Genomic DNA, 23342 nt, shown 5'->3' with positions numbered 1-23342 from the left:
CCGGGCCGTCGCGCGCCCCGGGATGGGCGATCATGGGAGGACCGCACCCGCAGCACCGAGGAGCCCGACCCGTGGCCGAGATCGTCCTGTTCCACTCCGCGTACGGCCTGCGCCCCGCCGTCACCGAGGCCGCCGACCGGCTGCGCGCCGCCGGGCACACCGTGCACACCCCCGACCTGTACGAGGGCCGGGTCTTCGACGAGCCGGAGGAGGGGACGGCGTACCGCGACCGGGTCGGCAACGACGAACTGCTGCGCCGGGCCGTCGGCGCCGTCGCCCCGCTGCTGCCGGCGGCGGACGGGCTGGTGTACGCCGGGTTCTCGCTCGGCGGGTCGCTGGCGCAGAACCTGGCGCTGGCCGACGAGCGGGCCCGCGCCCTGCTGCTCCTGCACGGCACCTCCGACCTGCGGGAGGACGCCGCGACGGAGATCCCGGTGCAACTGCACGTCGCCGAGCCGGACGCGTTCGAGTCCGAGGACTGGCTGAACACCTGGTACCTGCTGATGACCCGGGCCGGTGCCGACGTCGAGGTGCACCGCTACCGGGGCGCCGGACACCTGTACACCGACGCCGGGCTGCCCGACCACGACGCCGAGGCCGCCGAGCGGACCTGGGCGGCCGCGCTGGCGTTCCTGGCGGAGCTGGACGGACAGGGCTGACGGGCGGCCGGCCGGCGGGGCCGGGCGCCGCTCAGGACGCGAAGACCACGCTGCGGCCGTCGGCGCCCGGCTCCAGGAAGGCCAGCAGCCGCTCGCCCTCCCGCTCCAGCTCGGCGCGGGCGCCGTGCGGCAGCAGCGGGGTGAGGGTGAGCACGGCGGCGCCGCGCCGGCACTCGTGCTCCCACACGCCCGCCACCCGCCCGTCCACCAGGTAGGAGGCCAGCAGCGTCCCGTTGACCGCCCGGTAGACCCGCCGGTGGATCGCGGCGGGCAGCATCCGGGTGCGGTCGGCGTGCGAGAGCAGCGCGGCGTCCCACTTCGGCAGGAAGCGCACCGGCAGCTCGCGCTCCGGCCCGGCGGGCGGCGGCGGGGCGTCGGGCAGGTCGAGCAGCTCGCGGCCGTCCTCGGCCAGGTAGCGGACCAGGCCGCCCAGTTCGGCCAGCGCCGGGTCGACCTGGCGCAGCCGCAGGCCGGTGAAGTGCGCGACGTCGGCGCGCGAGGCCGGACCGTAGGCCGCCAGGTAGCGGCGCACCAGGCGGGCGGTGGCGACCGGTTCGGGCGGCAGCTCGCCGTCCCAGAGCACCATCCTCGGCTTGCCGTGCGCCCGCCAGTGCCCGGACGGGGCGACGTGCACCAGCGGGAGCAGCGCCCGCGGGTAGTGCAGCAGGTCCGCGGCGCCGACCCGGCCGCCGGACGCCTCGGCGGTGTGCTCGCGCAGCTCCTCGGCGCTGCGCGGGACGGCGGTGAAGGCCCGCAGCGAGGCCTCCAGGGCCGCCTCGTCCAGGCCGGCGTCCCGGTGCCGGGCGCGCAGGTCGGCCAGCCAGCGGCGGCGCCAGGCCGCGGCCAGGTGCCCGTAGTCGGCCCCGGAGACCAGGTGCAGGGTGCCGCGCATCAGCGTCGACTTGACCACGGTGCCGTCCAGCAGCGCGGCCTCCAGCTCCCGGTGCTCGAAGCCGGGCAGCCGGGCCCACAGCGCCAGGTGCGGGGAGGGCGAGTACTGGGCCTGCAGGGCGGTCAGCCGGGCCACCGCGGCGGCGGCGGTCGGCCGCTCGGCGCGGTCCAGCAGCTGACGGCCGAAGTAGGAGAGGGTCAGCTCGCGGTCGGACAGCGTGCGGACGGCGGTCATCGCCTGGCCTCCTGGGGTGCGGGCGGGAGCGGCCCAACCTAACAGCCGGTCAGGACGGCGGGGGGCGCGTGAAGGGTCCGCGTCGGGGTGCTCCCGGGGGGTCGGGAGGGGACTAGACTCGGTGGCGCGAACCCGGAAGCCGTGGTCCGAGCCCTGGTGGTGGCTCGGGCCTCACGTGTTTCAGCCCTCTCCCAGGACCCCGGAGGCCCCGCCTTGAGCGACCAGCCGTACGCGCACCTGCACGTCCACACCGAGTACTCGATGCTGGACGGCGCCGCCCGGTTGAAGCAGCTCTTCAAGGAGGTCGAGCGGCTCGGGCAGACCCACGTCGCGATGACCGACCACGGCAACATGTACGGCGCCGCCGAGTTCCACAAGCAGGCCACCGCGGCCGGCATCACCCCGGTGATCGGCATCGAGGCGTACGTCGCCCCGGACTCCCGGACCAACACCAAGCGCGTCCTGTGGGGCCAGCCGCACCAGAAGAAGGACGACGTCTCGGCGTCCGGCGCGTACACCCACAAGACCATCTGGGCCCGGAACAAGGAGGGCCTGCACAACCTCTTCAAGCTGACCTCGCGCTCCTACGCGGAGGGCTGGCTGGTGAAGTGGCCCCGGATGGACAAGGAGATCATCTCCGAGCACGCGGCCGGCCTGATGGCCACCACCGGCTGCCCCTCCGGCGAGGTGCAGACCCGGCTGCGGCTGGGCCAGTTCGACGAGGCGGTCCGCTCGGCCGGCGAGTACCAGGACATCTTCGGCAAGGAGAACTACTTCCTGGAGCTGATGGACCACGGCCTGGACATCGAGAAGCGGGTCCGCGACGGGCTGCTGGAGATCAGCAGGAAGCTGAACATCCCGCCGGTGGTCACCAACGACTCGCACTACACCACCGAGGCCGACGCGGGCGCCCACGACCTGCTGCTGTGCGTGCAGACCGGCAAGAACCTCTCCGACCCGGACCGCTTCCGGTTCGACGGCACCGGCTACTACATCAAGTCGGCCGCCGAGATGTACGCCCTCGACTCCTCCGACGCCTGGCAGGAGGGCTGCCGCAACAGCCAGCTGCTGGTCGCCCAGCGGGTCGACACCGAGGGCATGTTCACGTTCAAGAACCTGATGCCGCGCTTCCCGATCCCGGAGGGCTTCGAGTCCGAGGCGGACTTCTTCAAGTCCAAGGTCTGGGAGGGCATGGACTGGCGCTTCCCGAACGGCTACGACGAGGAGCACAAGAAGCTCGCCGAGTACGAGATGGACACCATCATCCAGATGGGGTTCCCGGCGTACTTCCTCGTGGTCGCCGACTTCATCATGTGGGCCAAGAGCCAGGGCATCGCGGTCGGCCCCGGCCGCGGCTCGGCGGCCGGCTCGCTGGTCGCCTACGCGATGGGCATCACCGACCTCGACCCGATCCCGCACGGCCTGATCTTCGAGCGCTTCCTCAACCCCGAGCGCATCTCCATGCCCGACGTCGACATCGACTTCGACGAGCGCCGGCGCGGCGACGTGATCCGCTACGTGACCGAGAAGTGGGGCTCCGACAAGGTCGCCATGATCGTCACGTACGGCACCATCAAGGCGAAGGCCGCCATCAAGGACTCCTCCCGGGTCCTGGGCTACCCGTACGCGATGGGCGACCGGATCACCAAGGCGATGCCGCCGGACGTGATGGGCAAGGGCATCCCGCTGTCCGGCATCACCGACCCCTCGCACCCCCGCTACGGCGAGGCGGGCGAGATCCGCGGCCTGTACGAGAACGACCCCGACGTCCGCAAGGTGATCGACACCGCGCGCGGCATCGAGGGCCTGATCCGCCAGCCCGGCGTGCACGCGGCCGGCGTGATCATGTCCGCCGAGCCGCTGACCGACCACATCCCGGTGTGGACCAGGCACACCGACGGCGTCACCATCACCCAGTTCGACTACCCCACCTGCGAAGGCCTCGGCCTCCTCAAGATGGACTTCCTCGGACTGCGCAACCTGACGATCATGGACGACGCCGTCAAGGCGATCGAGAAGAACAAGGGCATCAAGATCGAGCTGCTGGAACTGCCGCTCGACGACAAGCCCGCCTACGAACTGCTCGCCCGCGGCGACACGCTCGGCGTCTTCCAGCTCGACGGCGGCCCGATGCGCTCGCTGCTGCGCCTGATGAAGCCCGACAACTTCGAGGACATCTCCGCCGTCCTGGCGCTGTACCGGCCCGGCCCGATGGGCGTCAACTCGCACACCAACTACGCGCTGCGCAAGAACGGCCAGCAGGAGATCACCCCGATCCACCCGGAGCTGGAGGAGCCGCTGCGGGAGATCCTGGAGCCGACCTACGGCCTGATCGTCTACCAGGAGCAGGTGCAGAAGGCCGCGCAGATCCTGGCCGGCTACTCGCTCGGCCAGGCCGACCTGCTGCGCCGCGCGATGGGCAAGAAGAAGAAGGAGATCCTGGAGGCCGAGTTCGTCCCGTTCCAGAAGGGCTGCCGGGAGCGCGGCTACTCGGACGCGGCGATCCAGGCGGTGTGGGACGTCCTCGTCCCGTTCTCCGGCTACGCCTTCAACAAGGCGCACACCGCCGGCTACGGGCTGGTCTCGTACTGGACGGCGTACCTCAAGGCCAACTACCCGGCCGAGTACATGTCGGCGCTGCTCACCTCGGTCAAGGACGACAAGGACAAGTCCGCGGTCTACCTCAACGAGTGCCGCAAGATGGGCATCCAGGTGCTCCCGCCGGACGTCAACGAGTCGGACGCCGACTTCACCCCGCACGGCAGCGACACCGTCCGGTTCGGCCTGACCGCGATCCGCAACGTCGGCGGGCCGGTGGTGGAGTCGATGATCCGCACCCGCAAGGCCAAGGGGAAGTTCACCTCCTTCCCGGACTTCCTGGAGAAGGTCGAGTCGGTGGTCTGCAACAAGCGCACCGTCGAATCGCTGATCAAGGCCGGCTCCTTCGACTCGCTCGGGCACACCCGCAAGGGCCTGACCGCCCAGTTCGAGCCGATGATCGACAACGTGGTCGGGATCAAGCGCAAGGAGGCCGAGGGGCAGTTCGACCTGTTCGGCGGCGACTCGGTCTCGGACGAGCCGTCCTTCGGGCTGGACGTGGTGTTCTCCGAGGAGGAGTGGGAGAAGTCCTTCCTGCTCACCCAGGAGCGCGAGATGCTCGGCCTGTACGTCTCCTCGCACCCGCTGCACGGCATCGAGCACGTCCTGGCCGACAAGGCGGACTGCGCGGTCGCCGACCTCGCTGAGCGCCCCGACGGCGCGATCGTCACCATCGGCGGCATCATCTCCGGCCTCCAGCGCAAGATGACCAAGCAGGGCAACGCCTGGGCGATCGCCACCGTCGAGGACCTGGCCGGTTCGATCGACTGCATGTTCTTCCCCGCCAGCTACCAGCTGGTCTCCTCCCAACTGGTCGAGGACGCCGTGGTGTTCGTCCGCGGCAAGCTCGACAAGCGGGAGGACGTGCCGCGGCTGATGGGCATGGAGCTGTCGGTGCCCGACCTGAGCAACGTCGGGGCGCAGCTGCCGATCGTGATCACCGTGCCGGAGAACAAGCTCACCCCGCCGATCGTCGCCCGGCTCGGCGAGGTGCTGGGCAGCCACCGGGGCAGCACCGAGGTCCACGTCCACCTGCGCGGCCGGGCCAGGACGGTGGTGCTGCGCCTGGACCGGCACCGGGTGAAGTCCGACCCGGCGCTGTTCGGCGACCTCAAGCAGCTGCTCGGACCGAGCTGCCTGGCCAGCTGACGGAACGGCCCCGGCGGAGCGTGTGCTCCGCCGGGGCCGCGCCGCCCGTTCCGGGCCGCCGGGTCAGGCCTCCTTGACCACCACGGTCTTGGCGGCCTTGTCGTGGAAGCACTGCTGGAGCGGCTTGTCCCACAGCTGGGACAGGACGTTGACCAGCATGAACAGGCCGCCGACGTACGGGACCAGGAACGGGCCGCCGTAGACGCCCGCCCTGGTCCACAGCTCGTTGTCGGTCGGCCGGCCGCCGTGGGCGGCGCTGACCACGCGCAGCCGCATGGCCTTCTTGCCGATGGTCTGGCCCTGCTGGGTCAGCAGCATGCCGCCGTCGTAGGCGACGAGGACCACCGCGGCGAGCACGTAGTACAGGAAGCCCGCCTGCGTGATCAGGCTGATCACCACGAGCGGCACCAGGAGGACCGCCCCGTCGATCAGGCGGGCCAGGAAGCGGTCCAGCGGCGCGGCCAGCGCCCGGGTGCCCGGCGCGGGCTGCGCGCCGGGCGACGGGGTCGGGCCGAGCCAGGCGGGGGTCCCGCCCTGCGGATGGGGGGCGTAGGGGTCGTAGCCGGGAGGGGTGCTGCTGCTCATGCGGGCGACTCCAGCTCAACTGTCGGAAATCCTGGAGTCGTTGTACCGGTCCCGGGTGAATTCGGGAACGGTGATCGGACAATCGTTACCCGGCGCCCGGCTCAACTCCAGCGGTAGCGGCGCCGCAGCGAGTCCACCACCAGCTGGAAGCGGGCCCGGTCCAGGGCGCAGGCCTCCCGGCGCATCCCGCCGTCGCGCACCCGGAACACCCGGTCCAGCGCCACCCAGGAGTCCCGGCCGCTGCGGTCCCACGGGCCGGCGCCCAGCGGCACCCAGTCCCGGTCGTCGGCGTGGCCCTTGCTGGACAGCATCACCGTCAGCAGCGACCCGCCCGGCTCCCGGGCCACCACCAGCACCGGCCGGTCCTTGCCCCGGCCGTCGTTCTCCTCGTACGGCACCCACGTCCAGACGATCTCGCCCGGGTCCGGATCGCCGTCGTGGTCCGGCGCGTACTCGGTGCGCACCGGGCCCACGCCCTCGGCCCGGACCTCCACCGTGGCGTCCGGGCCGAACCGGCCCGGCTGCTCCTGCTGCTCGTTCAACTGATGCATGGCGGAAGGCTAGCGGCCGCTCCGGAGCGCCGGGTCGGCGGCCGTCAGGCGGAGCGCAGTCCGGCCGGGACGGCCGCGTGCAGGGCCGCCGTGAAGGCCGCCACCGCCGGGTGGGCCGCGCCGCCCGAGCGGAACGCGGTGCGGGTGCGCCGGTACAGCGGCAGCCGGGTCAGCGCGACGCCCGGCGGGCAGGGGTCGATGCCCAGGTGCGGGACCAGCGCCACCCCCTGGCCCGCCGCGACCAGGGCCAGCTGCGCGGCGAAGTCGTCCACCCGGTGGCGCACCCGCGGGCTGAACCCGGCGGACTGGCACACCCGTTGGACCATCGCGTGGCAGAGCGTGCCGACCGGGGAGGTGATCCACGGGCTGTCCCGGTGCCCGGCCGGCGTGCCCCCGGAGCGGGCCGCCAGGTACAGCGGCTCGGCGAACACCGGCCCGGTCAGCGCGATCCCCTCCTCGGGCTCGCCCGGCACCAGGTCGTACTCGTGCACCAGCGCCACGTCCAGCTCGCCCGCGCGCAGCGCCCCGGCCACCGCCGCCGGATCCACCTCGCTCACCATCGGCTCCAACTCCGGGTGCCGGGAGGCCAGTTCGGCCAGCGCCACGGGCACCAGGGCGCGCACCGCGGACGGGTAGGCGCCGATCCGCAGCGGCCCGGCCGGCCCCGTCCGGGCGTGCGCCAGCTCGGCGTCCGCCCGCTCCAGCAGCTCCAGCACCGCCTCGGTGTGCCGCACCAGGTTCCGCCCCGCCGGGGTCAGCGCCACCCGCCGCCCGGTCCGCTCCAGCAGCGGCACCCCCGCCTCCCGCTCCAGCACCGACAGCTGCTGGGACACCGCCGAGGGGCTGAACGACAACGCCTCCGCGACCGCCGCGATCGTCCCCAGGTGGGCCAGTTCGCGCAGCAACCGCAGCCTTCGCACATCGAGCATCGGCCCAGCTTACGAGAGCCATCGGAAATGTGAACTGGACCTGCACGGTCACCGCCCGGCAGGCTTCCCGCATGGAACTCCACGGCATCCACGTCCCGCTGGTCACCCCCTTCACCGCCGACGGCGCGCTCGCCCTCGACGCCCTGGAGCGGCTCGCCCGCGACAGCCTGGAGGCCGGTGCGGCCGGCCTGGTCGCCCTCGGCACCACCGGCGAACCCGGCTCGCTGACCGCCGCCGAACAGGACGCGGTGATCGAGGTCTGCCGCCGGGCCGCCGACGCGTACGGCGCGGTGCTCACCGTCGGCGCCGGGCACGGCGGCACCGCCCGCACCGCCGAGGCGGTCGCCGCGCTGGACGGCCGGGCCGACGCCGCGCTGGTCGCCGTCCCCGCCTTCGTCCGCCCCGGCGAGGCCGGCGTCCTCGCCCACTTCCGGGCCCTCGCCGAGCACAGCCCGCTGCCGCTGGTGATCTACCACATCCCGTACCGCACCGGGCAGCCGCTGGGCGCCGCCGCCCTGCTGGAACTGCTCGCGCTGCCCGAAGTGGCCGGGATCAAGTACGCGGTCGGCGGCATCGACGAGGAGACGGTCGCGCTGATGGCCGCCGGACCGCGCGGCGTCCTGGCCGGTGACGACCTGTTCCTCTCTCCGCTGCTCGCGCTCGGCGCCGACGGCGGCATCCTGGCCTCCGCGCACCTGGAGACCGCCCGCTTCGTCGCCCTGCACCGGGCCTGGCAGGACGGCGACGCGGCGCTCGCCCGCAAGCTCGGCGCCGAACTCGCCGGGCTCTCCCGCACCGCCTTCGCCGGTCCCAACCCGACCGCGCTCAAGGCGCTGCTGCACCGCGCCGGGCGCATCCCCACCCCCGCGGTGCGGCTGCCGCTGCTCGCGCACGCCTGAGAAGGACCGGAACGCGCGCAGGATTTCCGGCGGGGGAGGGCCCGCGCAGGAGGGATTGCCGCCCCGGACGGCAAGCGTTCACGCTTTGGGACGCCCCCGCCGAAACCCGTTCTGACAAGGCATGATGGGCCGGGACAAGCGGCCCAACCGGTAGCAGGAGGAGAGACGGATGAGGATCGGCATCGTAGGCGCCACCGGTCAGGTCGGCGGCGTGGTCCGCGAGATCCTGGCGGAGCGGGACTTCCCGGTCGAGCAGCTGCGGCTGTTCGCCTCGGCCCGCTCGGCGGGGCGCACCCTGCCCTGGAAGGACACCGAGGTCACCGTCGAGGACGCCGCCACGGCCGACTACAGCGGCCTGGACATCGTGATCTTCTCGGCGGGCGGCGCCACCTCCAAGGCGCTCGCCCCCAAGGTCGCCGCCGCCGGAGCCGTCGTCATCGACAACTCCTCCGCCTGGCGCCGCGACCCCGAGGTCCCGCTGGTCGTCGCCGAGGTCAACCCCGACGCGATCGCCGAGCGCCCCAAGGGCATCATCGCCAACCCGAACTGCACCACCATGGCCGCGATGCCCGTGCTGCGCCCGCTGCACGAGGAGTCCGAGCTGGTCGCCCTGGTGGTCTCCACCTACCAGGCGGTCTCCGGCTCCGGCCTGGCCGGCGTCTCCGAGCTGCACGAGCAGGCCCGCAAGGTCGTCGACGGGGCCACCGCGCTCGTCCACGACGGCGCGGCCGTCGAGTACCCGGCGCCCGGCGTCTACCAGCGCCCGATCGCGTTCAACGTCGTCCCGCTCGCCGGGTCGATCGTCGACGACGGCAGCAACGAGACCGACGAGGAGCAGAAGCTCCGCCACGAGAGCCGCAAGATCCTCGGCATCCCTGAGCTCAAGGTCGCCGGCACCTGCGTGCGCGTCCCGGTCTTCACCGGCCACTCGCTGCAGGTCAACGCCCGCTTCGCCCGCCCGCTCGCCCCCGAGCGCGCCGTCGAGCTGCTGACCGGAGCCCCCGGCGTGGTGCTGACCGACATCCCGACCCCGCTGCAGGCCGCCGGCCAGGACCCGAGCGCCCCGCCGTGCCGCGTGCGGGGGCTCACTGCCCCGGGTGCGCGCCCGACCCGTCGACCTCCAGCGGCAGCTGCTCCGACAGCGCGGACGTCGTCCACTTGTCGCCCGGCGCGTACCACTGGTACGTCCCCGACAGCCGGGCCGGCACGTTCAGCGCCAGCGTGCCTCGGGCGTCCGCGGTGGCGGCGGCGAGGGTGGTCCAGGTGTCGCCCCCGGCCGGGCGGAACTGCAGGTAGGCGACGGCGCCCTGCTGCGGGATCTCGGTGTTGTCGTCCCAGTCGGCGCGCAGCAGCCGGGCCCGGACGGCGACCGCCCCGCCGACGGCCGCGCGGGCCGGGGCCGCGGAGGCCAGGTCGAGCCGGGCGGTGCGCTTGAGCGAGAAGCCGGCGGCGTTCTTCGACAGGTAGCGGTCGCCGTCGTTGGCGCGGATCCGCAGGTCGACGAACCAGCTCCCGGCCTGGTCGTCGAAGAGCGCCCGGGCGGTGGCCGCGACGGTCGCCTCGCCGGTGCAGCGGGACGTCGTCCCGTCCGGGCCGAACGGCGCGCAGACCATCCGGCCGACCTTCAGGGCGGCGTAGTTGGGCCCCCACAGGCCGACCGGGTCGACCGAGCGGATCCCCGAGTCGTCGCGGGCGGTCACCTCGACCGTCACCGTGCGCGTCTCGGCCGGGCCCAGTTCGACCGTCCGCCCGCCGTCGACCGAGACCGAGAGCAGCGCGGTGTCCCCGCTGGAGGACTCCGGCGCGGTCGCGGGCACCAGCACGACGGCGGCCGCCCCGACCGCCGCCACCGTGCACAACGCCACCGCACTCCTCCGCACGGTGACCCAGTATCCAGGGTCGGACGCCCGGAACGCGGCGCGGTTCGGCGGGCGAACGGAGGGTAAAGGTGTGCCCAACGGTCGCCGGGCCGTCGGGCGGCGCCCCACCGCCGGGGCCGGGCCGAGGAGGAGGTGCCGGAGATGGACCGCTGCGTCGTCCTGGTCGATGCGGGCTACCTGCTGGGCGCGGCCGCCAGTCTGCTCGCCGGGGATCCCGGCCGCTCCCGGATCACCGTCGACCACCAGGTGCTGATCGGCGCGCTGCGCGAACGCGCCGAGGCCGAGACCGGCCTGCCGCTGCTGCGGATCTACTGGTTCGACGCGGCCGTCGACCGCCGCCCCGCCCCCGAGCACCGCAGGCTGCGGGTGCTGCCCCGGGTCACCGTCCGGCTGGGCGCGCTCACCAGGGCCGAGGGCCGCTGGGTGCAGAAGGGCGTGGACGCGGCGATGCACGCCGAACTCAGCGAACTCGCCCGCAACCACGCCTGCGCCGACGTGGTGCTGGTCACCGGCGACGGAGACCTGCTGCCCGGCGTCGCCTCCGCCAAGGAGCACGGAGTGGCGGTGCACCTGTGGGCGCTGGAGGCCGCGGACGGCGACTTCAACCAGTCCGAGGAACTGGTCGGCGAGGCCGACGAGCGCCGGGTGCTCGACCGGCGGTGGATCGAACGCTGGGCCCGCCCCAAGGAGGCCCACGCCGAGCCTGCCGCCGAACCCGCCCCGCGGTCGCTGCCGCCCGTCGCCCTGCCGCCCGTCGCGGTGCTGCCCGCCGCCGTACTGCCCGCCACCGCGCCCCGGCCCCGTCCCGTCCCGCTGGTGCCCGCGCCCGCCGCCGCCGCTGCCGCGGTCGCCGCCGCCGCGGCCCCCGCCCGCAGCGCCCCGCTGCGGGTCATCCCCACCCCCAAGGACCTGGCCGGCCGGGCCGTCCCCGGCCCGCCCCCCGCCGTCCCCGCCGCCACCGCCGGCCCGGTGCTGCGCTGGTCCTCCGACCGCGGCTGGGTCGACCGGGCCGACACCGCCACCGCCGCCGACGCCCTGCCCACCCTGGACCGGATCACCACCTCCGCCCAGCGCTGGGCCGACCGCGAGGAGGACATCACCAGCGTCGGCGGCGACCCGCAGGAGGTCGGCCAGGTCTTCGCCCGCCGCTGGCTCGACCGCCTCCCCGCCGCCGAGCGCCCCGGGCTGCTGTGGACCGACCACCCGCGCATCCCGCACCGCCTGGACGGCGAACTCCTCCGCTACGCCGCCCGGTTCGGGCTGCTCGCGCACAAGGAGGACCAGATCGACGAACAGGACAGGTACGCGATCCGGGAGGGCTTCTGGAAGGAGCTCGCGGCCCGCGTCCCCGACACCCGGCAGCCCCGGGAGGCGGCGGAGGACAGCTGACGCCCCGGCCGACTCCCGCACCCCGCGTGTCCGGAACGCCCCTTACGGCGCGTAGAGTCTTCCGTCGTGAGCAAGGCACCGCAGAGCTGCTGCACGGTCAGCGGCCTGGTCAAGACCTACCGGACGGGCGGCACCGAGGTCAGGGCCAACGACGGCATCGACCTCGTCGTCCACCGCGGCGAGGTCTTCGGCCTGCTCGGGCCCAACGGCGCCGGCAAGTCCACCCTGGTACGCCAGCTCACCGGCCTGCTCCGCCCCGACGCCGGCTCCGTCGAACTGCTCGGCCACGACGTCGTCCGGCACCCCGAACGGGCCGCCCGGCTGCTCGGCTACCTCGGCCAGGAGTCCACCGCCCTCGACGAGCTCACCGTCGCCCTGGCCGCCGAGACCACCGGACGGCTGCGCGGCCTGTCCCGGGCCGCCGCCCGCGCCCGGACCGCCGAGGTGATCACCGAACTCGGCCTCGAACCGCTCGCCCACCGCCCGCTGGCCAAACTCTCCGGCGGACAGCGCCGCCTCGCCTGCTTCGCCGCCGTCCTGATCGGCGAACGCCCGCTGCTGGTCCTGGACGAGCCCACCACCGGCATGGACCCGGTCGCCCGCCGTGCCGTCTGGAGCGCCGTCGACCGCCGCCGCGCCGAACACGGCACCACCGTGCTGCTGGTCACCCACAACGTCATCGAGGCCGAGACCGTCCTCGACCGGGTCGCGGTGATCGACGCCGGCAAGGTCATCGCCTGCGACACGCCGGGCGGCCTCAAGGCCCTGGTCGACGGCCACGTCCGGCTCGACCTGGTCTGGCGCACCGACGCCCCGCTGGGCGTCCCCGCCGTCGCCGCGCTCGCCGACCGCGCCGAACGCACCGGCCGCCGCTGGACCCTGCGCACCACCCCCGACGAGGCCCGCGAACTGGTCGCCGCCGTCACCACCGGCCCCGCCTTCGCCGCGCTCGACGACTTCACCCTGGCCACCCCCACCCTGGAGGACGCCTACCTCCGCCTCGGCGGCCGGACCGGAGGACTCGCCCGATGACCCTGCTCGACGCCCCCGCCGTCGCCACCGCGCCCGCGCCGCTCGCCCCCGCCGCCCGGCTGCTGCCCGCCCTGGCCGCCGTCTACCGCGCCCAGCTGGCCCGTGCCAAGGTCTCCCGGATCCCGCTGCTGTTCGTCGCCACCTTCCAGTCCGTCGGCATCCTGGTGATGATGCGGGGCGTCGTCGACCCCGGCGACAACCCCTCCGCGCACGCCGTGGTGGCCGGCTCCGCCGTCCTGGTGGTCGCCTTCGTCGCGCTCAACCTGCTCGCCCAGTACTTCGGCAAGCTGCGCGCCACCGGCGGCCTCGACCACTACGCGACCCTGCCCGTGCCGCCCGCCTCCGTGGTGCTCGGCACCGCCGCCGCGTACGCCTCCTTCACCGTGCCGGGCGTCTTCGTCACCGCGGGCACCGGCAGCTGGATGTTCGAACTGCCGGTCGCCCGGCTGTGGATCCTGCTCGCCGTCATCCCGCTCTCCGGCGCCGCCCTGGCCGGGCTCGGCGCGGCCCTCGGGCTGCTCGCCCCCCGGCAGGAACTCGCCACCCTGGCCGGCCAGCTCGGCATGTCCGCCGCCCTGCTGCTGGGCGTGCTGCCCGCCTCCCGGCTCCCCGAGCCGGTCCAGTGGCTGCGCGACCTGCTCCCCTCCAGCTACGGCGTCGACGCCTTCGCGCTCACCTTCGCCCCGCACCCCGACTGGGCCCGCGTCCTGATCGACCTCGGCGTCTGCGCCGCCGTCGGCCTGGTCTCGCTCACCCTCGCCACCTGGGCCTACCGGCGCGCGGCGAGGTGACCCGGGGCCCGTCGGGGCGGGGGCCGGATCCGTTGCCGACGGGAGATCGACAGCTCCGTGGCCGTCCATGAAACGATGGGCCCGTGACCGTACCGAACACACCCGCGGGCAGCACGCCCGGGCCGGACCCCTACGCCCCGGTCTTCCCGCCGCAGCCGCCCGCCCCCGCGCAGCGGCCGCCGCTCGGCCCCGAGCTCCGGATCGGGGCGGTCATCACCGGTGCCGGGGCGGTCCTCGGCGTGGTCCTCGGGCTGCTCTGGCTCTGGCTCGCGCCGCGGGTCGGCTACGCCGTCCAGGACAACCACATCCTGTACCGGGACCCGGAGGGCGAGGAGCTGATCGGCGCGGTCGGCGTCTTCTCGCTGCTCGGCCTCGGCTTCGGGCTGCTCACCTCGCTGGGCGCCTTCCTGTGGACCAGGGCCCGCAGCGGCGGCATCGCCGTCGCCGTCGGCCTCGCCGCGGGCGGCCTGCTCGGCTCGGTCATCGCCTGGCAGCTCGGCACCCACCTGGGCGCCACCACCGACCTGCGGGCCCACGCGCTCGCCGTCGGCAACGGCGGGACCTTCGACGGGCCGCTCGAACTCACCGCGAAGGGGGCGCTGATGGTCTGGCCGATGACGGCCATGATCCTGCTGCTGTTCCTCTCCGCGACCTTCGGCAAGCGCGAGCCCGACCGGCCCCCGTACTGGGCCACCCCGGGGCCGGCGCAGATGCAGGGGCCGACGCAGGGGCCGGTGCAGGCGCCGGTGCAGGGGCCGTCGTTGCAGAGGCCGGAGCAGGCCGGGCCGGAGCAGGGCCAGGAGCAGGGCCAGGAACAGGTGGGCCTCCGGAAGCCGGACCAGGAGCCCCCGGCCGGGTAGGGCGCCGCGGGCCCCGGGACGGGTCAGTCCCTGGCGATGGGGGCCGTGAGCGCGGCGGTGAGGCGGACCAGGTCGGCCGGGGCGAGTTCGACCTCGGCGCCGCGCTTGCCGGCCGAGACGAAGACGGTGGGGTGGTCGAGGGCGCCGGAGTCGACGACGGTGCGCAGCTTCCGGCGCTGGCCGAGCGGGGAGATGCCGCCGACCACGTAGCCGGTGGAGCGTTCGGCGGCGGCCGGGTCGGCCATCGCGGCGCGCTTGGTGCCGAGCGCGGCGGCCAGCGCCTTCAGGTCGAGCTGGCCGGAGACCGGGACGACGGCGACGGCGAGCGCGCCGTCGGCCTCGGCCAGCAGCGTCTTGAGGACCCGGCCGGGGGAGACGCCCATGGCCTCGGCGGCCTCGGCGCCGTAGGAGGCGGCGGCCGGGTCGTGGGCGTACTCGTGCAGGGTGAACGGGACGCCGGCGGCGTCGAGCGCGACGGTGGCGGGGGTGCCGCCGGCGGTCTTCTTCTTGGCCAAGGGAGTGGTCCTCCGTGCTCCTCGGTGGGGCTCTCAGCTGGGGGTTCTTGGTCGGGGTTCTCAGCCGGGGTTCTCGGTCGGGGTTCTCAGTTGGGGCTGAACGCCTGGCGGGTGAGATCGACGGCGGGCAGCGAGGGCAGTTTCGCGAGGACGGCGCTCTCGTGGCGGAGCAGGGCGAGTTCGCGGGTGAGCCGCTGGGCGGTGTCGGAGCAGGCGAGGAGTTCCTGCTTGACCTTGGTGGGCAGCGAGGTGGCGGCGGCGACCAGGTAGGAGAGCACCTGCGGGTCGTCGGGGAGCTCGGGTTCGCCGCTGATCGTGGCCTCGCGGGCCCCGGCCAGGCGCTTCTGGTAGGTGCGGAAGGCGCGCTCGACGCCCGCGGCGAGCGCGCCGGAGCCCTCGCCGGGTTCCTCGGGCAGCACGGAGACCTCGCCGACCAGGTAGGGGCCGGTGGCGTCCAGGGCGCGCAGCCGGAACCGGGTGGTGCCGGTGACGAGCAGTTCGTAGCGGCCCTCCGGCTGCTCCCGGACGGAGGCGACGTCGGCGACGCAGCCGACCGGGTAGAACGCCTCCAGCGGGTCGTCGCCGGGGGCGCCGATGCCCTCCAACGGGCCTGCCGGGCCGTCGAGTTCGCGGACGGGCGCGGTCTCCCGGCCGTCCTTGACGGCGACCACGCCGAAGCGGCGCGGCTCGTCCTCGGGCAGCTTCTGCAGGTCGGCGACCAGGTGGCGGTAGCGCTCCTCGAAGACGTGCAGGGGCATCACCAGGCCCGGGTACAGGACCGTGTTGAGCGGGAAGAGCGGGAGCCGATCAGTCACGGCGGACAGCGTAGTTGCCGGTGGGCCGCCGCCGCGCCGTAGTTGTTCGCCGTCGGGGGCGTCAGCCGCGCTGGAGCAGCCTGGTGACGCCCGCGACGGCGGTGGTGGCGAGCACCCAGCCGGTCAGCACGAGGGCGGTGGCGACCCACTGGCCGGTGGGGCCCGGGTCCCAGCCGTTCTGGCCGAGGTCGATCAGCGGGAGGACCTTCCCGGCCGCGTACAGGGCGGGGTTCCACACCACGTGCTCGTCGGCCTTGATCGGGGCGGGCCGGTGCGCGGCGAAGTACGCGGTGCCGAGCACCCAGGCGAGGACCAGCCAGGCGGCGGCCCGGCCGGGCCGGTAGCCGTAGCCGACGGCGGCGTCCTGGAGGCGGCCCCAGAGTCGGCCGGGCAGCGGCAGGGTGCGCCGGCGGCGGCGCTGCTTGGCGTACAGGACGGTGCGGGCGTCCTCGTCGGCGCCGTCGCGGCGCAGGGCGGCGGCGAGCTGCTCGTACGCCTCGGGGCGGAACTCCCGGCCGGAGTCGACCCAGGCGATCCGGCGCTCCAGCGGGAAGGGGACGGTGGGGCGGAGCGACTCGTAGCTGAAGCCGGTGAGCGAGACGTGGTGCTCGGTGGGCCAGGCGGCGGGGGAGTCGACCAGGTTGCCGATCCGGGCCCGGCTGAGGCTGACCGGGCCGGTGGGCGGGGTGTCGCAGGTGAAGCGGAGCTCGGGGGTCTGGATCCGGCTGAGCGCGAGCTCCTCCCCCTCGCCGAGGTGGATCTCGGCACCGGTGATCAGGCAGGCGTTCTCGAAGCGGCCGTCGGAGAGCCGGATGCGGCCCCAGGAGCGGAACGGGGTCTGACTGGACGTGCCCCGCGCGATGCCGGTGGGCTCGCCGTACCCGGCGCCGTAGACGGTGCGCGATCCGGCCCAGGTGCTGTCCTCGGAGGCGGACAGGTAGAGGGTGTGACCGATGGTGACCTTGGCGGCGTTGAGCGCGTAGGGATTGCCGGCGACAGCCCGCAGAGTGCCACCGCGGAGCGCCAGCCGACCACCGATCCGGGCCGAGCGCAGGCTCGTCTCGCCCAGCACGTCGAGGCGTTCGGCCTCGCAGTCCTGGTTGATCGCGATCCCGTCCGCGGAGACCGCCCGCCCGTACGCGTCGGGGCCGATCGCGGACTGGTTGAGCAGCAGGTCGGTGCCGATCCGGGCGTCGGTGAGGCGGACGCCACGGGGTATGCCGCAGCGGGCCAGGTGCACGTCGCCCTCGGTGGCCAGCCGGGACGCCTCCAGCCGGGGCAGGGCGCAGGAGACGATCCGCAGGGTGCCGGCGGTGGCCTCGGAGAGCAGCAGCTTGCGTTCGAAGCGACAGAGCTGGAACTCGACGTAGCAGCCGATCCGGCCACCCGCCAGGGTGAACTCGCCGGTGATCCGGGCGCCGGTGAGCTTGAGCGCGGCGACCTTGCCGGGGGCGGCCTCCGGGCCGTGCAGCAGCAGCCGGGCGATCACCTCGGCGCGGACGGTGCGCTCCGGACCCCACGCCCCGGCGGCGAACGGGTCGTCCGGGCCGTGCCCCTCGTCCCCGGGGCGGACGGCCTGCCCGGCGGGGGCGGGCAGCAGGAGGTCGACGGGGCCGCTCCCGGCCCGCAGGTCGTACACCTCGCCGTGCCGGAAGGCGTCCCACAGGCCGCGCTCGGTGTCGGTCCAGTCCTCCGGTGCCTGCTCCACCGCATCCCCCGATGATCTTGGTTTCGTCTCACCCTTCGTATCACGGACTGAAATGCCGGGCTGTCGCTTTTCGCCACTCCTTACACTTGGGCCTGTGATCTCTCGAATCGACCTCCGCGGCTCCTCCACGGACCCGCGCGACGTGCTGCCCCGTGCCGAGTTCGACGTCGAAGCCGCCCTGGAGAAGGTCCGGCCGATCGCGGAGGACGTGCGCCATCGCGGTGTCGCGGCGCTGATCGAGATCACCGAGCGCTTCGACGGCGTCCGGCTGGAGTCCACCCGCGTCCCGGCCGAGCAGATCGCCGAGGCGCTGGAGCGACTGGACCCGGAGGTCCGCGCCGCGCTGGAGGAGTCGATCCGCCGCGCCCGCGCCGTCCACTCCGACCAGCGCCGGGTCGGCCACACCACCCGGGTGGTGCCCGGCGGCACCGTCACCCAGCGCTGGGTGCCGGTCGACCGGGTCGGCCTGTACGTGCCCGGCGGCCTCGCGGTCTACCCGTCCTCCGTGGTGATGAACGTGGTGCCCGCCCAGGAGGCCGGGGTGGCCGGCATCGCCGTCACCTCGCCGCCGCAGAAGGCCTTCGGCGGCCGCGTCCACCCGACCATCCTGGCCGCCTGCGCGCTGCTCGGCGTGGACGAGGTCTACGCGGTCGGCGGCGCCCAGGCGGTGGCGATGTTCGCCCTCGGCACCGAGGAGTGCGCCCCGGTCAACCTGGTCACCGGCCCCGGCAACATCTACGTCGCCGCCGCCAAGCGCCTGTTCGCGGGCCGGATCGGCATCGACTCGGAGGCCGGCCCGACCGAGATCATGGTGCTCGCCGACGACACCGCCGACGCCGCGGAGGTCGCCGCCGACCTGATCAGCCAGGCCGAGCACGGCCCGACCTCCGGTTCGGTGCTGGTCACCGCCTCGCCCCTGCTGGCCGACGCGGTGGAGGCCGAGCTGAAGGCGCAGGTCGCCCGCACCAAGCACGGCGAGCGGGTGGCCGAGGCGCTCGGCGGCCCGCAGTCCGGCATCATCCTGGTCGACGACCTGGAGCAGGGCCTCGCCGTGGTCAACGCCTACGCCGCCGAGCACCTGGAGATCCAGACCGCCGAGCCGCACGCCGTCTCCGAGCGGGTCCGCAACGCGGGCGCGATCTTCCTCGGCCGCTACACCCCGGTCTCGCTGGGCGACTACGCGGCCGGCTCCAACCACGTGCTGCCCACCGGCGGCTGCGCCTGCCACTCCTCCGGCCTGTCCGTGCAGACCTTCCTGCGCGGCGTCCAGGTCGTCGAGTACGACCGCGAGGCGCTGGCCGGCGTCGCCGCGCACGTGGTCAACCTGTCCGCGGCCGAGGACCTGCCCGGCCACGGCGACGCCATCAAGGCTCGATTCGACTGGACGGTTCCCGGCGCGTGACGAAGATCGACGACCTCCCCATCCGGGACGAGCTGCGTGGCCAGTCCCCGTACGGCGCACCGCAGTTGGACGTTCCCGTCCAGCTCAACACCAACGAGAACCCGTACCCGCTGCCCGAGCCGCTGGTGGCCCGGATCGCCGAGCGGGTCGCCGAGGCCGCCCGCCACCTCAACCGCTACCCGGACCGGGACGCGGTCGAGCTGCGCACCGGCCTGGCGAAGTACCTCGGCGACACCACCGGCTTCGCCGTCGGCACCGAGCAGGTGTGGGCCGCCAACGGCTCCAACGAGGTGCTCCAGCAGCTGCTGCAGACCTTCGGCGGGCCCGGCCGCACCGCGATCGGCTTCGAGCCCTCGTACTCGATGCACGCCCTGATCGCCCGCGGCACCGGCACCGGCTGGGTCTCCGGCCCCCGCAACGCCGACTTCACCATCGACCTGGACGCGGCCCGCACCGCCATCGCCGAGCTTCGCCCGGACGTGGTGTTCGTCTGCTCGCCGAACAACCCGACCGGCACCGCCGTCGAGGCCGACACCGTGCTCGCCCTGTACGAGGCCGCGCAGGCCGCCGGGCCCAGCATGATCGTCGTCGACGAGGCGTACGTCGAGTTCTCGCACCGCGCCTCGCTGCTGCCGCTGCTGGCCGGCCGCCCCAACCTGGTGATCAGCCGCACCATGTCCAAGGCGTTCGGCGCGGCCGGCCTGCGGCTGGGCTACCTCGCCGCCGACCCCGCCGTGGTGGACGCGGTGCAGCTGGTCCGGCTGCCCTACCACCTGTCGGCCGTCACCCAGGCCACCGCGCTGGCCTGCCTGGAGCACACCGACACCCTGCTCGGCTACGTCGACCGGCTCAAGGCCGAGCGCGACCGGGTGGTGCTCGGGCTGCGCGAGCTGGGCTTCGAGGTCACCGAGTCCGACGCCAACTTCATCCAGTTCGGCCGCTTCGCCGACACCCACGCGGTGTGGCGGGCGATCCTCGACCAGGGCGTGCTGATCCGCGACAACGGCGTCCCCGGCTGGCTGCGCGTCACCGCCGGCACCCCCGCCGAGAACGACGCCTTCCTGAGCGCCGTCTCAACCGTGAGCAAGGAGCTGTGACCCGCATGTCCCGCATCGGCCGCGTCGAACGCACCACCAAGGAGACCTCCGTCCTGGTCGAGATCGACCTCGACGGAACCGGCAGGACGGACGTCTCCACGGGCGTCGGGTTCTACGACCACATGCTCGACCAGCTCGGCCGCCACGGCCTCTTCGACCTCACCGTCAAGACCGAGGGCGACCTGCACATCGACACCCACCACACCATCGAGGACACCGCCCTCGCGCTCGGCGCCGCCTTCCGGCAGGCGCTCGGCGACAAGGTCGGCATCTACCGGTTCGGCAACTGCACCGTCCCGCTGGACGAGTCGCTCGCCCAGGTCACCGTCGACCTCTCCGGCCGGCCGTACCTGGTGCACACCGAGCCCGAGAACATGGCGCCGATGATCGGCTCGTACGACACCACGATGACCCGGCACATCCTGGAGTCCTTCGTGGCGCAGGCCCAGGTCGCCCTGCACGTGCACGTGCCGTACGGCCGCAACGCCCACCACATCGTCGAGTGCCAGTTCAAGGCGCTCGCCCGGGCGCTGCGCTACGCCTCCGAGCGCGACCCGCGCGCCGAGGGGATCCTCCCCTCCACCAAGGGCGCGCTCTGATGGCCACCCTGTTCATCATCCTCGGGCTCTTCTTCGCGGGCGGCGTCTGGTCGTTCTGGAAGCAGAAGCTGCCCAAGGGCGTCATCCTCGTCCTCGGCTTCGCCTCGGCCATGTGCCTGGCCGCCGGCATCATGCGCCTCTAGGAGACCCACCGATGTCCAAGAACGTCGTGGTGCTGGACTACGGCTCCGGCAACCTGCGCTCCGCCCAGCGCGCGGTCGAGCGCACCGGCGCCACCGTCACCGTCACCTCGGACTTCCAGCGGGCGCTGGACGCCGACGGGCTGCTGGTGCCCGGCGTCGGCGCCTTCGAGGCGTGCATGCGCGGCCTGAAGGCGGTGCGCGGCGAGCAGGTCATCGGCCGCCGGCTGGCCGGCGGCCGCCCGGTGCTCGGCATCTGCGTCGGCATGCAGATCCTCTTCGAGAAGGGCGTCGAGCACGGCGTCGAGACCGCCGGCTGCGACGAGTGGCCCGGCACGGTCGAGCCGCTGGACGCGCCGATCGTCCCGCACATGGGCTGGAACACCGTCGACGCCCCCGAGGACACCCGGATGTTCGCCGGGATGGACGCCGACACCCGGTTCTACTTCGTGCACTCCTACGGCGTGCGGCACTGGGTGCTGGAGACCCACTCCGAGAAGATCCGCGCCCCCAAGGTCACCTGGGCCACCCACGGGCAGCCCTTCGTCGCCGCCGTGGAGAACGGCCCGCTGTGGGCCACCCAGTTCCACCCCGAGAAGTCCGGCGACGCCGGCGCAGCCCTGCTGACCAACTGGGTCGACACCCTCTGACGCCCCTCCGACGACTGAGAGTCCTCCACACCATGACCAACCGCCTCGAACTGCTGCCCGCCGTCGACGTCCGCGACGGCCAGGCGGTCCGCCTGGTCAAGGGCGCCTCCGGCACCGAGACCTCCTTCGGCGAGCCGCTCGCCGCCGCCCTCGCCTGGCAGAACGCCGGCGCCGAGTGGCTGCACCTGGTCGACCTCGACGCCGCCTTCGGCACCGGCAGCAACCGCGAGCTGCTCCGCGAGGTCACCGGCCGCCTCGACATCAAGGTCGAGCTGTCCGGCGGCATCCGCGACGACGAGTCGCTCGCCGCCGCCCTCGCCACCGGCTGCACCCGGGTCAACCTCGGCACCGCCGCCCTGGAGAGCCCCGAGTGGGTCGCCAAGGTCATCGCCGAGCACGGCGACAAGATCGCCGTCGGCCTCGACGTGGTCGGCACCACCCTGCGCGGCCGCGGCTGGACCCGCGACGGCGGCCAGCTCTACGACGTGCTGGCCCGCCTCGACGCCGAGGGCTGCGCCCGCTACGTGGTCACCGACGTCAACCGCGACGGCACCCTGACCGGCCCCAACCTCCAGCTGCTGCGCGACGTCTGCGCCGCCACCGACAGGCCCGTCGTCGCCTCCGGCGGCGTGTCGTCCCTCGACGACCTGCGCGCCATCGCCACCCTGGTGCCGGAGGGCGTCGAGGGCTCGATCGTGGGGAAGGCGCTCTACGAGCAGAAGTTCACCCTTGAGGAAGCCTTGGAGGCTGTGTCCCGATGACCGACGAGACCCCGACCACCGCCGCCCGCCCGTCCGACCGGTCCCCCTACGAGGACCAGTACGGATTCTCCCGGGCGGTGGTGGCCGGGGACTTCGTCCTGGTCTCGGGCTGCACCGCCCTCGACGACAGCGACGCCGCCGCCGAGGGCGATCCGTACGAGCAGGCGCTGGCCGCCTTCCGGACGGCCCTCGGCGCGCTCGACCACTACGGACTCACCGCCGCCGACGTGGTCCGCACCCGGATGTACCTCACCCACGTCCGGGACCGCGACGAGGTCGGCCGCGCGCACAAGGAACTCTTCGACGAGGTCCGCCCGGCCACCACCATGGTGGTCGTCCAGGGCCTGACCGACTCCCGGATGATGGTCGAGGTCGAGGTCGAGGCCCACCGGCCCGGCCTGGCCCGCACTTTGGAAGGCACCCCGCAGTGACACTCGCAGTACGCGTCATCCCCTGCCTGGACGTGGACGCCGGACGCGTCGTCAAGGGCGTCAACTTCCAGAACCTGCGCGACGCCGGCGACCCGGTCGAACTCGCCAAGCTCTACGACGCCCAGGGCGCCGACGAGTTGACCTTCCTCGACATCACCGCCTCCTCCGGCTCCCGGGAGACCACCTACGACGTGGTCCGCCGCACCGCCGAGCAGGTCTTCATCCCGCTCACCGTCGGCGGCGGCGTCCGCGCCACCGAGGACGTCGACAAGCTGCTGCGGGCCGGCGCCGACAAGGTCGGCGTCAACACCGCCGCCATCGCCCGCCCCGAACTGATCCGCGAGATCGCCCGGCGGTTCGGCCGCCAGGTCCTCGTCCTCTCGGTCGACGCCCGCCGCTGCCCCGAGGGCACCGAGACCGCCTCCGGCTTCGAGGTCACCACCCACGGCGGCCGCCGCGGCACCGGCCTCGACGCCGTCGAGTGGGCGGTGCGCGCCGCCGAACTCGGCGCCGGCGAGATCCTGCTCAACTCGATGGACGCCGACGGCACCAAGGACGGCTACGACCTGGAGATGATCCGGGCCGCCCGCGAGGCCGTCTCCATCCCGGTCATCGCCTCCGGCGGCGCCGGCAAGCTCGCCGACTTCGCCCCCGCGGTCGACGCCGGCGCCGACGCCGTCCTCGCCGCCAGCGTCTTCCACTTCGGCGACCTGACCATCGGCCAGGTCAAGGACGAACTCCGGGCCACCGGGCACCCCGTCCGCTGAGTCCCGCCG

The 23342-nt window shown here is 73.8% G+C and carries 23 protein-coding genes and 1 pseudogene; 16 read left to right on the top strand and 8 right to left on the bottom strand.

The genetic code is table 11. The features are described from left to right. Window positions 1-32 precede the first annotated feature (32 nt). Entirely contained in the window at window positions 33-659 is a 627-nt protein-coding gene (locus OO48_RS05030; RefSeq protein ID WP_051731739.1) for a dienelactone hydrolase family protein, read from the top strand. A 31-nt stretch (window positions 660-690) separates the two neighbouring features. Here OO48_RS05030 and OO48_RS05025 read toward each other — a convergent pair whose 3' ends face one another. Then, window positions 691-1785, bottom strand: coding sequence for a winged helix DNA-binding domain-containing protein (locus OO48_RS05025; RefSeq protein ID WP_033213081.1), 1095 nt, complete (start codon window positions 1783-1785; stop codon window positions 691-693). Between the two features lie 213 nt (window positions 1786-1998). Between OO48_RS05025 and dnaE the strand changes: the two genes are divergently transcribed. Next, complete coding sequence (gene dnaE / locus OO48_RS05020; RefSeq protein WP_033213080.1) at window positions 1999-5532, top strand: DNA polymerase III subunit alpha; 3534 nt, start codon at window positions 1999-2001, stop codon at window positions 5530-5532. 63 nt (window positions 5533-5595) lie between these two features. Here the strand turns inward: dnaE and OO48_RS05015 are convergent, their stop codons facing one another. The 3 genes from OO48_RS05015 to OO48_RS05005 all read right to left on the bottom strand — a co-directional run bounded on the left by OO48_RS05015 (window position 5596) and on the right by OO48_RS05005 (window position 7597). Further along, on the bottom strand, window positions 5596-6117 hold the full coding sequence (locus OO48_RS05015) for an RDD family protein (RefSeq protein WP_033213079.1): 522 nt from the start codon (window positions 6115-6117) through the stop codon (window positions 5596-5598). A 101-nt stretch (window positions 6118-6218) separates the two neighbouring features. Next, window positions 6219-6668: a type II toxin-antitoxin system PemK/MazF family toxin gene (locus tag OO48_RS05010; protein ID WP_033213078.1), complete on the bottom strand. Its 450-nt coding sequence runs from the start codon at window positions 6666-6668 to the stop codon at window positions 6219-6221. Between the two features lie 44 nt (window positions 6669-6712). Then, a complete protein-coding gene (locus OO48_RS05005; protein ID WP_033213076.1) occupies window positions 6713-7597 on the bottom strand; it encodes a LysR family transcriptional regulator in 885 nt (294 codons plus the stop codon). A 71-nt stretch (window positions 7598-7668) separates the two neighbouring features. Between OO48_RS05005 and OO48_RS05000 the strand changes: the two genes are divergently transcribed. Together OO48_RS05000 and OO48_RS35955 are read left to right on the top strand one after the other, a co-directional pair. After that, complete coding sequence (locus OO48_RS05000; RefSeq protein WP_033213128.1) at window positions 7669-8496, top strand: dihydrodipicolinate synthase family protein; 828 nt, start codon at window positions 7669-7671, stop codon at window positions 8494-8496. A gap of 169 nt (window positions 8497-8665) precedes the next feature. After that, window positions 8666-9556 (top strand): annotated as a pseudogene (locus OO48_RS35955) (aspartate-semialdehyde dehydrogenase); the annotation flags it as partial. Window positions 9557-9581: 25 nt separating this feature from the next. On the opposite strand, the gene OO48_RS40940 reads toward OO48_RS35955, so the two are convergent. Next, a complete protein-coding gene (locus OO48_RS40940; RefSeq protein WP_157845380.1) occupies window positions 9582-10361 on the bottom strand; it encodes a hypothetical protein in 780 nt (259 codons plus the stop codon). Between the two features lie 156 nt (window positions 10362-10517). Here OO48_RS40940 and OO48_RS04980 point away from each other — a divergent pair, with 156 nt between their 5' ends. The 4 genes from OO48_RS04980 to OO48_RS35690 all read left to right on the top strand — a co-directional run bounded on the left by OO48_RS04980 (window position 10518) and on the right by OO48_RS35690 (window position 14448). Then, on the top strand, window positions 10518-11765 hold the full coding sequence (locus tag OO48_RS04980) for an NYN domain-containing protein (protein ID WP_033213069.1): 1248 nt from the start codon (window positions 10518-10520) through the stop codon (window positions 11763-11765). A 66-nt stretch (window positions 11766-11831) separates the two neighbouring features. Beyond that, window positions 11832-12797: an ABC transporter ATP-binding protein gene (locus OO48_RS04975; protein ID WP_033213068.1), complete on the top strand. Its 966-nt coding sequence runs from the start codon at window positions 11832-11834 to the stop codon at window positions 12795-12797. After that, complete coding sequence (locus tag OO48_RS04970) at window positions 12794-13588, top strand: ABC transporter permease (protein WP_033213067.1); 795 nt, start codon at window positions 12794-12796, stop codon at window positions 13586-13588. Before OO48_RS04975 ends, OO48_RS04970 begins: the two co-directional genes overlap by 4 nt. 83 nt (window positions 13589-13671) lie before the next feature. After that, window positions 13672-14448, top strand: a complete 777-nt coding sequence (locus OO48_RS35690) for a hypothetical protein (protein WP_063830611.1) — start codon at window positions 13672-13674, stop codon at window positions 14446-14448. A 23-nt stretch (window positions 14449-14471) separates the two neighbouring features. Here OO48_RS35690 and ybaK read toward each other — a convergent pair whose 3' ends face one another. From ybaK to OO48_RS04950, 3 genes are all read right to left on the bottom strand, one after another. Then, window positions 14472-14963, bottom strand: coding sequence for a Cys-tRNA(Pro) deacylase (gene ybaK, locus OO48_RS04960; protein ID WP_033213066.1), 492 nt, complete (start codon window positions 14961-14963; stop codon window positions 14472-14474). Between the two features lie 86 nt (window positions 14964-15049). Then, window positions 15050-15778, bottom strand: a complete 729-nt coding sequence (locus tag OO48_RS04955; protein ID WP_033213065.1) for an LON peptidase substrate-binding domain-containing protein — start codon at window positions 15776-15778, stop codon at window positions 15050-15052. A gap of 61 nt (window positions 15779-15839) precedes the next feature. Beyond that, entirely contained in the window at window positions 15840-17486 is a 1647-nt protein-coding gene (locus OO48_RS04950) for a hypothetical protein (protein ID WP_033213064.1), read from the bottom strand. Between the two features lie 94 nt (window positions 17487-17580). On the opposite strand from OO48_RS04950, the gene hisD reads away from it, so the two are divergent. From hisD to hisF, 8 genes are read left to right on the top strand one after another with little or no spacing between them, the layout of a single operon-like run. Next, on the top strand, window positions 17581-18888 hold the full coding sequence (gene hisD, locus OO48_RS04945; RefSeq protein WP_033213062.1) for a histidinol dehydrogenase: 1308 nt from the start codon (window positions 17581-17583) through the stop codon (window positions 18886-18888). Beyond that, on the top strand, window positions 18885-19985 hold the full coding sequence (locus tag OO48_RS04940) for a histidinol-phosphate transaminase (protein ID WP_033213061.1): 1101 nt from the start codon (window positions 18885-18887) through the stop codon (window positions 19983-19985). Before hisD ends, OO48_RS04940 begins: the two co-directional genes overlap by 4 nt. Window positions 19986-19990: 5 nt before the next feature. Further along, entirely contained in the window at window positions 19991-20584 is a 594-nt protein-coding gene (hisB, locus tag OO48_RS04935) for an imidazoleglycerol-phosphate dehydratase HisB (protein ID WP_033213059.1), read from the top strand. After that, entirely contained in the window at window positions 20584-20727 is a 144-nt protein-coding gene (locus tag OO48_RS38800) for a hypothetical protein (RefSeq protein WP_033213058.1), read from the top strand. The genes hisB and OO48_RS38800 overlap by 1 nt, the downstream gene beginning before the upstream one ends. Before the next feature lie 11 nt (window positions 20728-20738). Then, window positions 20739-21374, top strand: coding sequence for an imidazole glycerol phosphate synthase subunit HisH (hisH, locus tag OO48_RS04925; RefSeq protein ID WP_033213057.1), 636 nt, complete (start codon window positions 20739-20741; stop codon window positions 21372-21374). Window positions 21375-21406: 32 nt separating this feature from the next. Beyond that, window positions 21407-22135, top strand: a complete 729-nt coding sequence (gene priA / locus OO48_RS04920) for a bifunctional 1-(5-phosphoribosyl)-5-((5-phosphoribosylamino)methylideneamino)imidazole-4-carboxamide isomerase/phosphoribosylanthranilate isomerase PriA (RefSeq protein ID WP_033213056.1) — start codon at window positions 21407-21409, stop codon at window positions 22133-22135. Further along, window positions 22132-22566, top strand: a complete 435-nt coding sequence (locus OO48_RS04915; RefSeq protein WP_033213054.1) for a RidA family protein — start codon at window positions 22132-22134, stop codon at window positions 22564-22566. Before priA ends, OO48_RS04915 begins: the two co-directional genes overlap by 4 nt. Continuing rightward, window positions 22563-23333 (top strand): imidazole glycerol phosphate synthase subunit HisF, encoded by a 771-nt coding sequence (gene hisF, locus OO48_RS04910; RefSeq protein ID WP_033213053.1) that lies wholly within the window; start codon window positions 22563-22565, stop codon window positions 23331-23333. Before OO48_RS04915 ends, hisF begins: the two co-directional genes overlap by 4 nt. Window positions 23334-23342: the final 9 nt, after the last annotated feature.

The organism is Kitasatospora phosalacinea, assembly GCF_000716545.1.
Lineage (GTDB): Bacteria > Actinomycetota > Actinomycetes > Streptomycetales > Streptomycetaceae > Kitasatospora > Kitasatospora phosalacinea.
The sequence above is the reverse complement of the archived record's forward strand: the minus strand, read 5'-3'. Positions and strand labels throughout refer to the sequence as shown.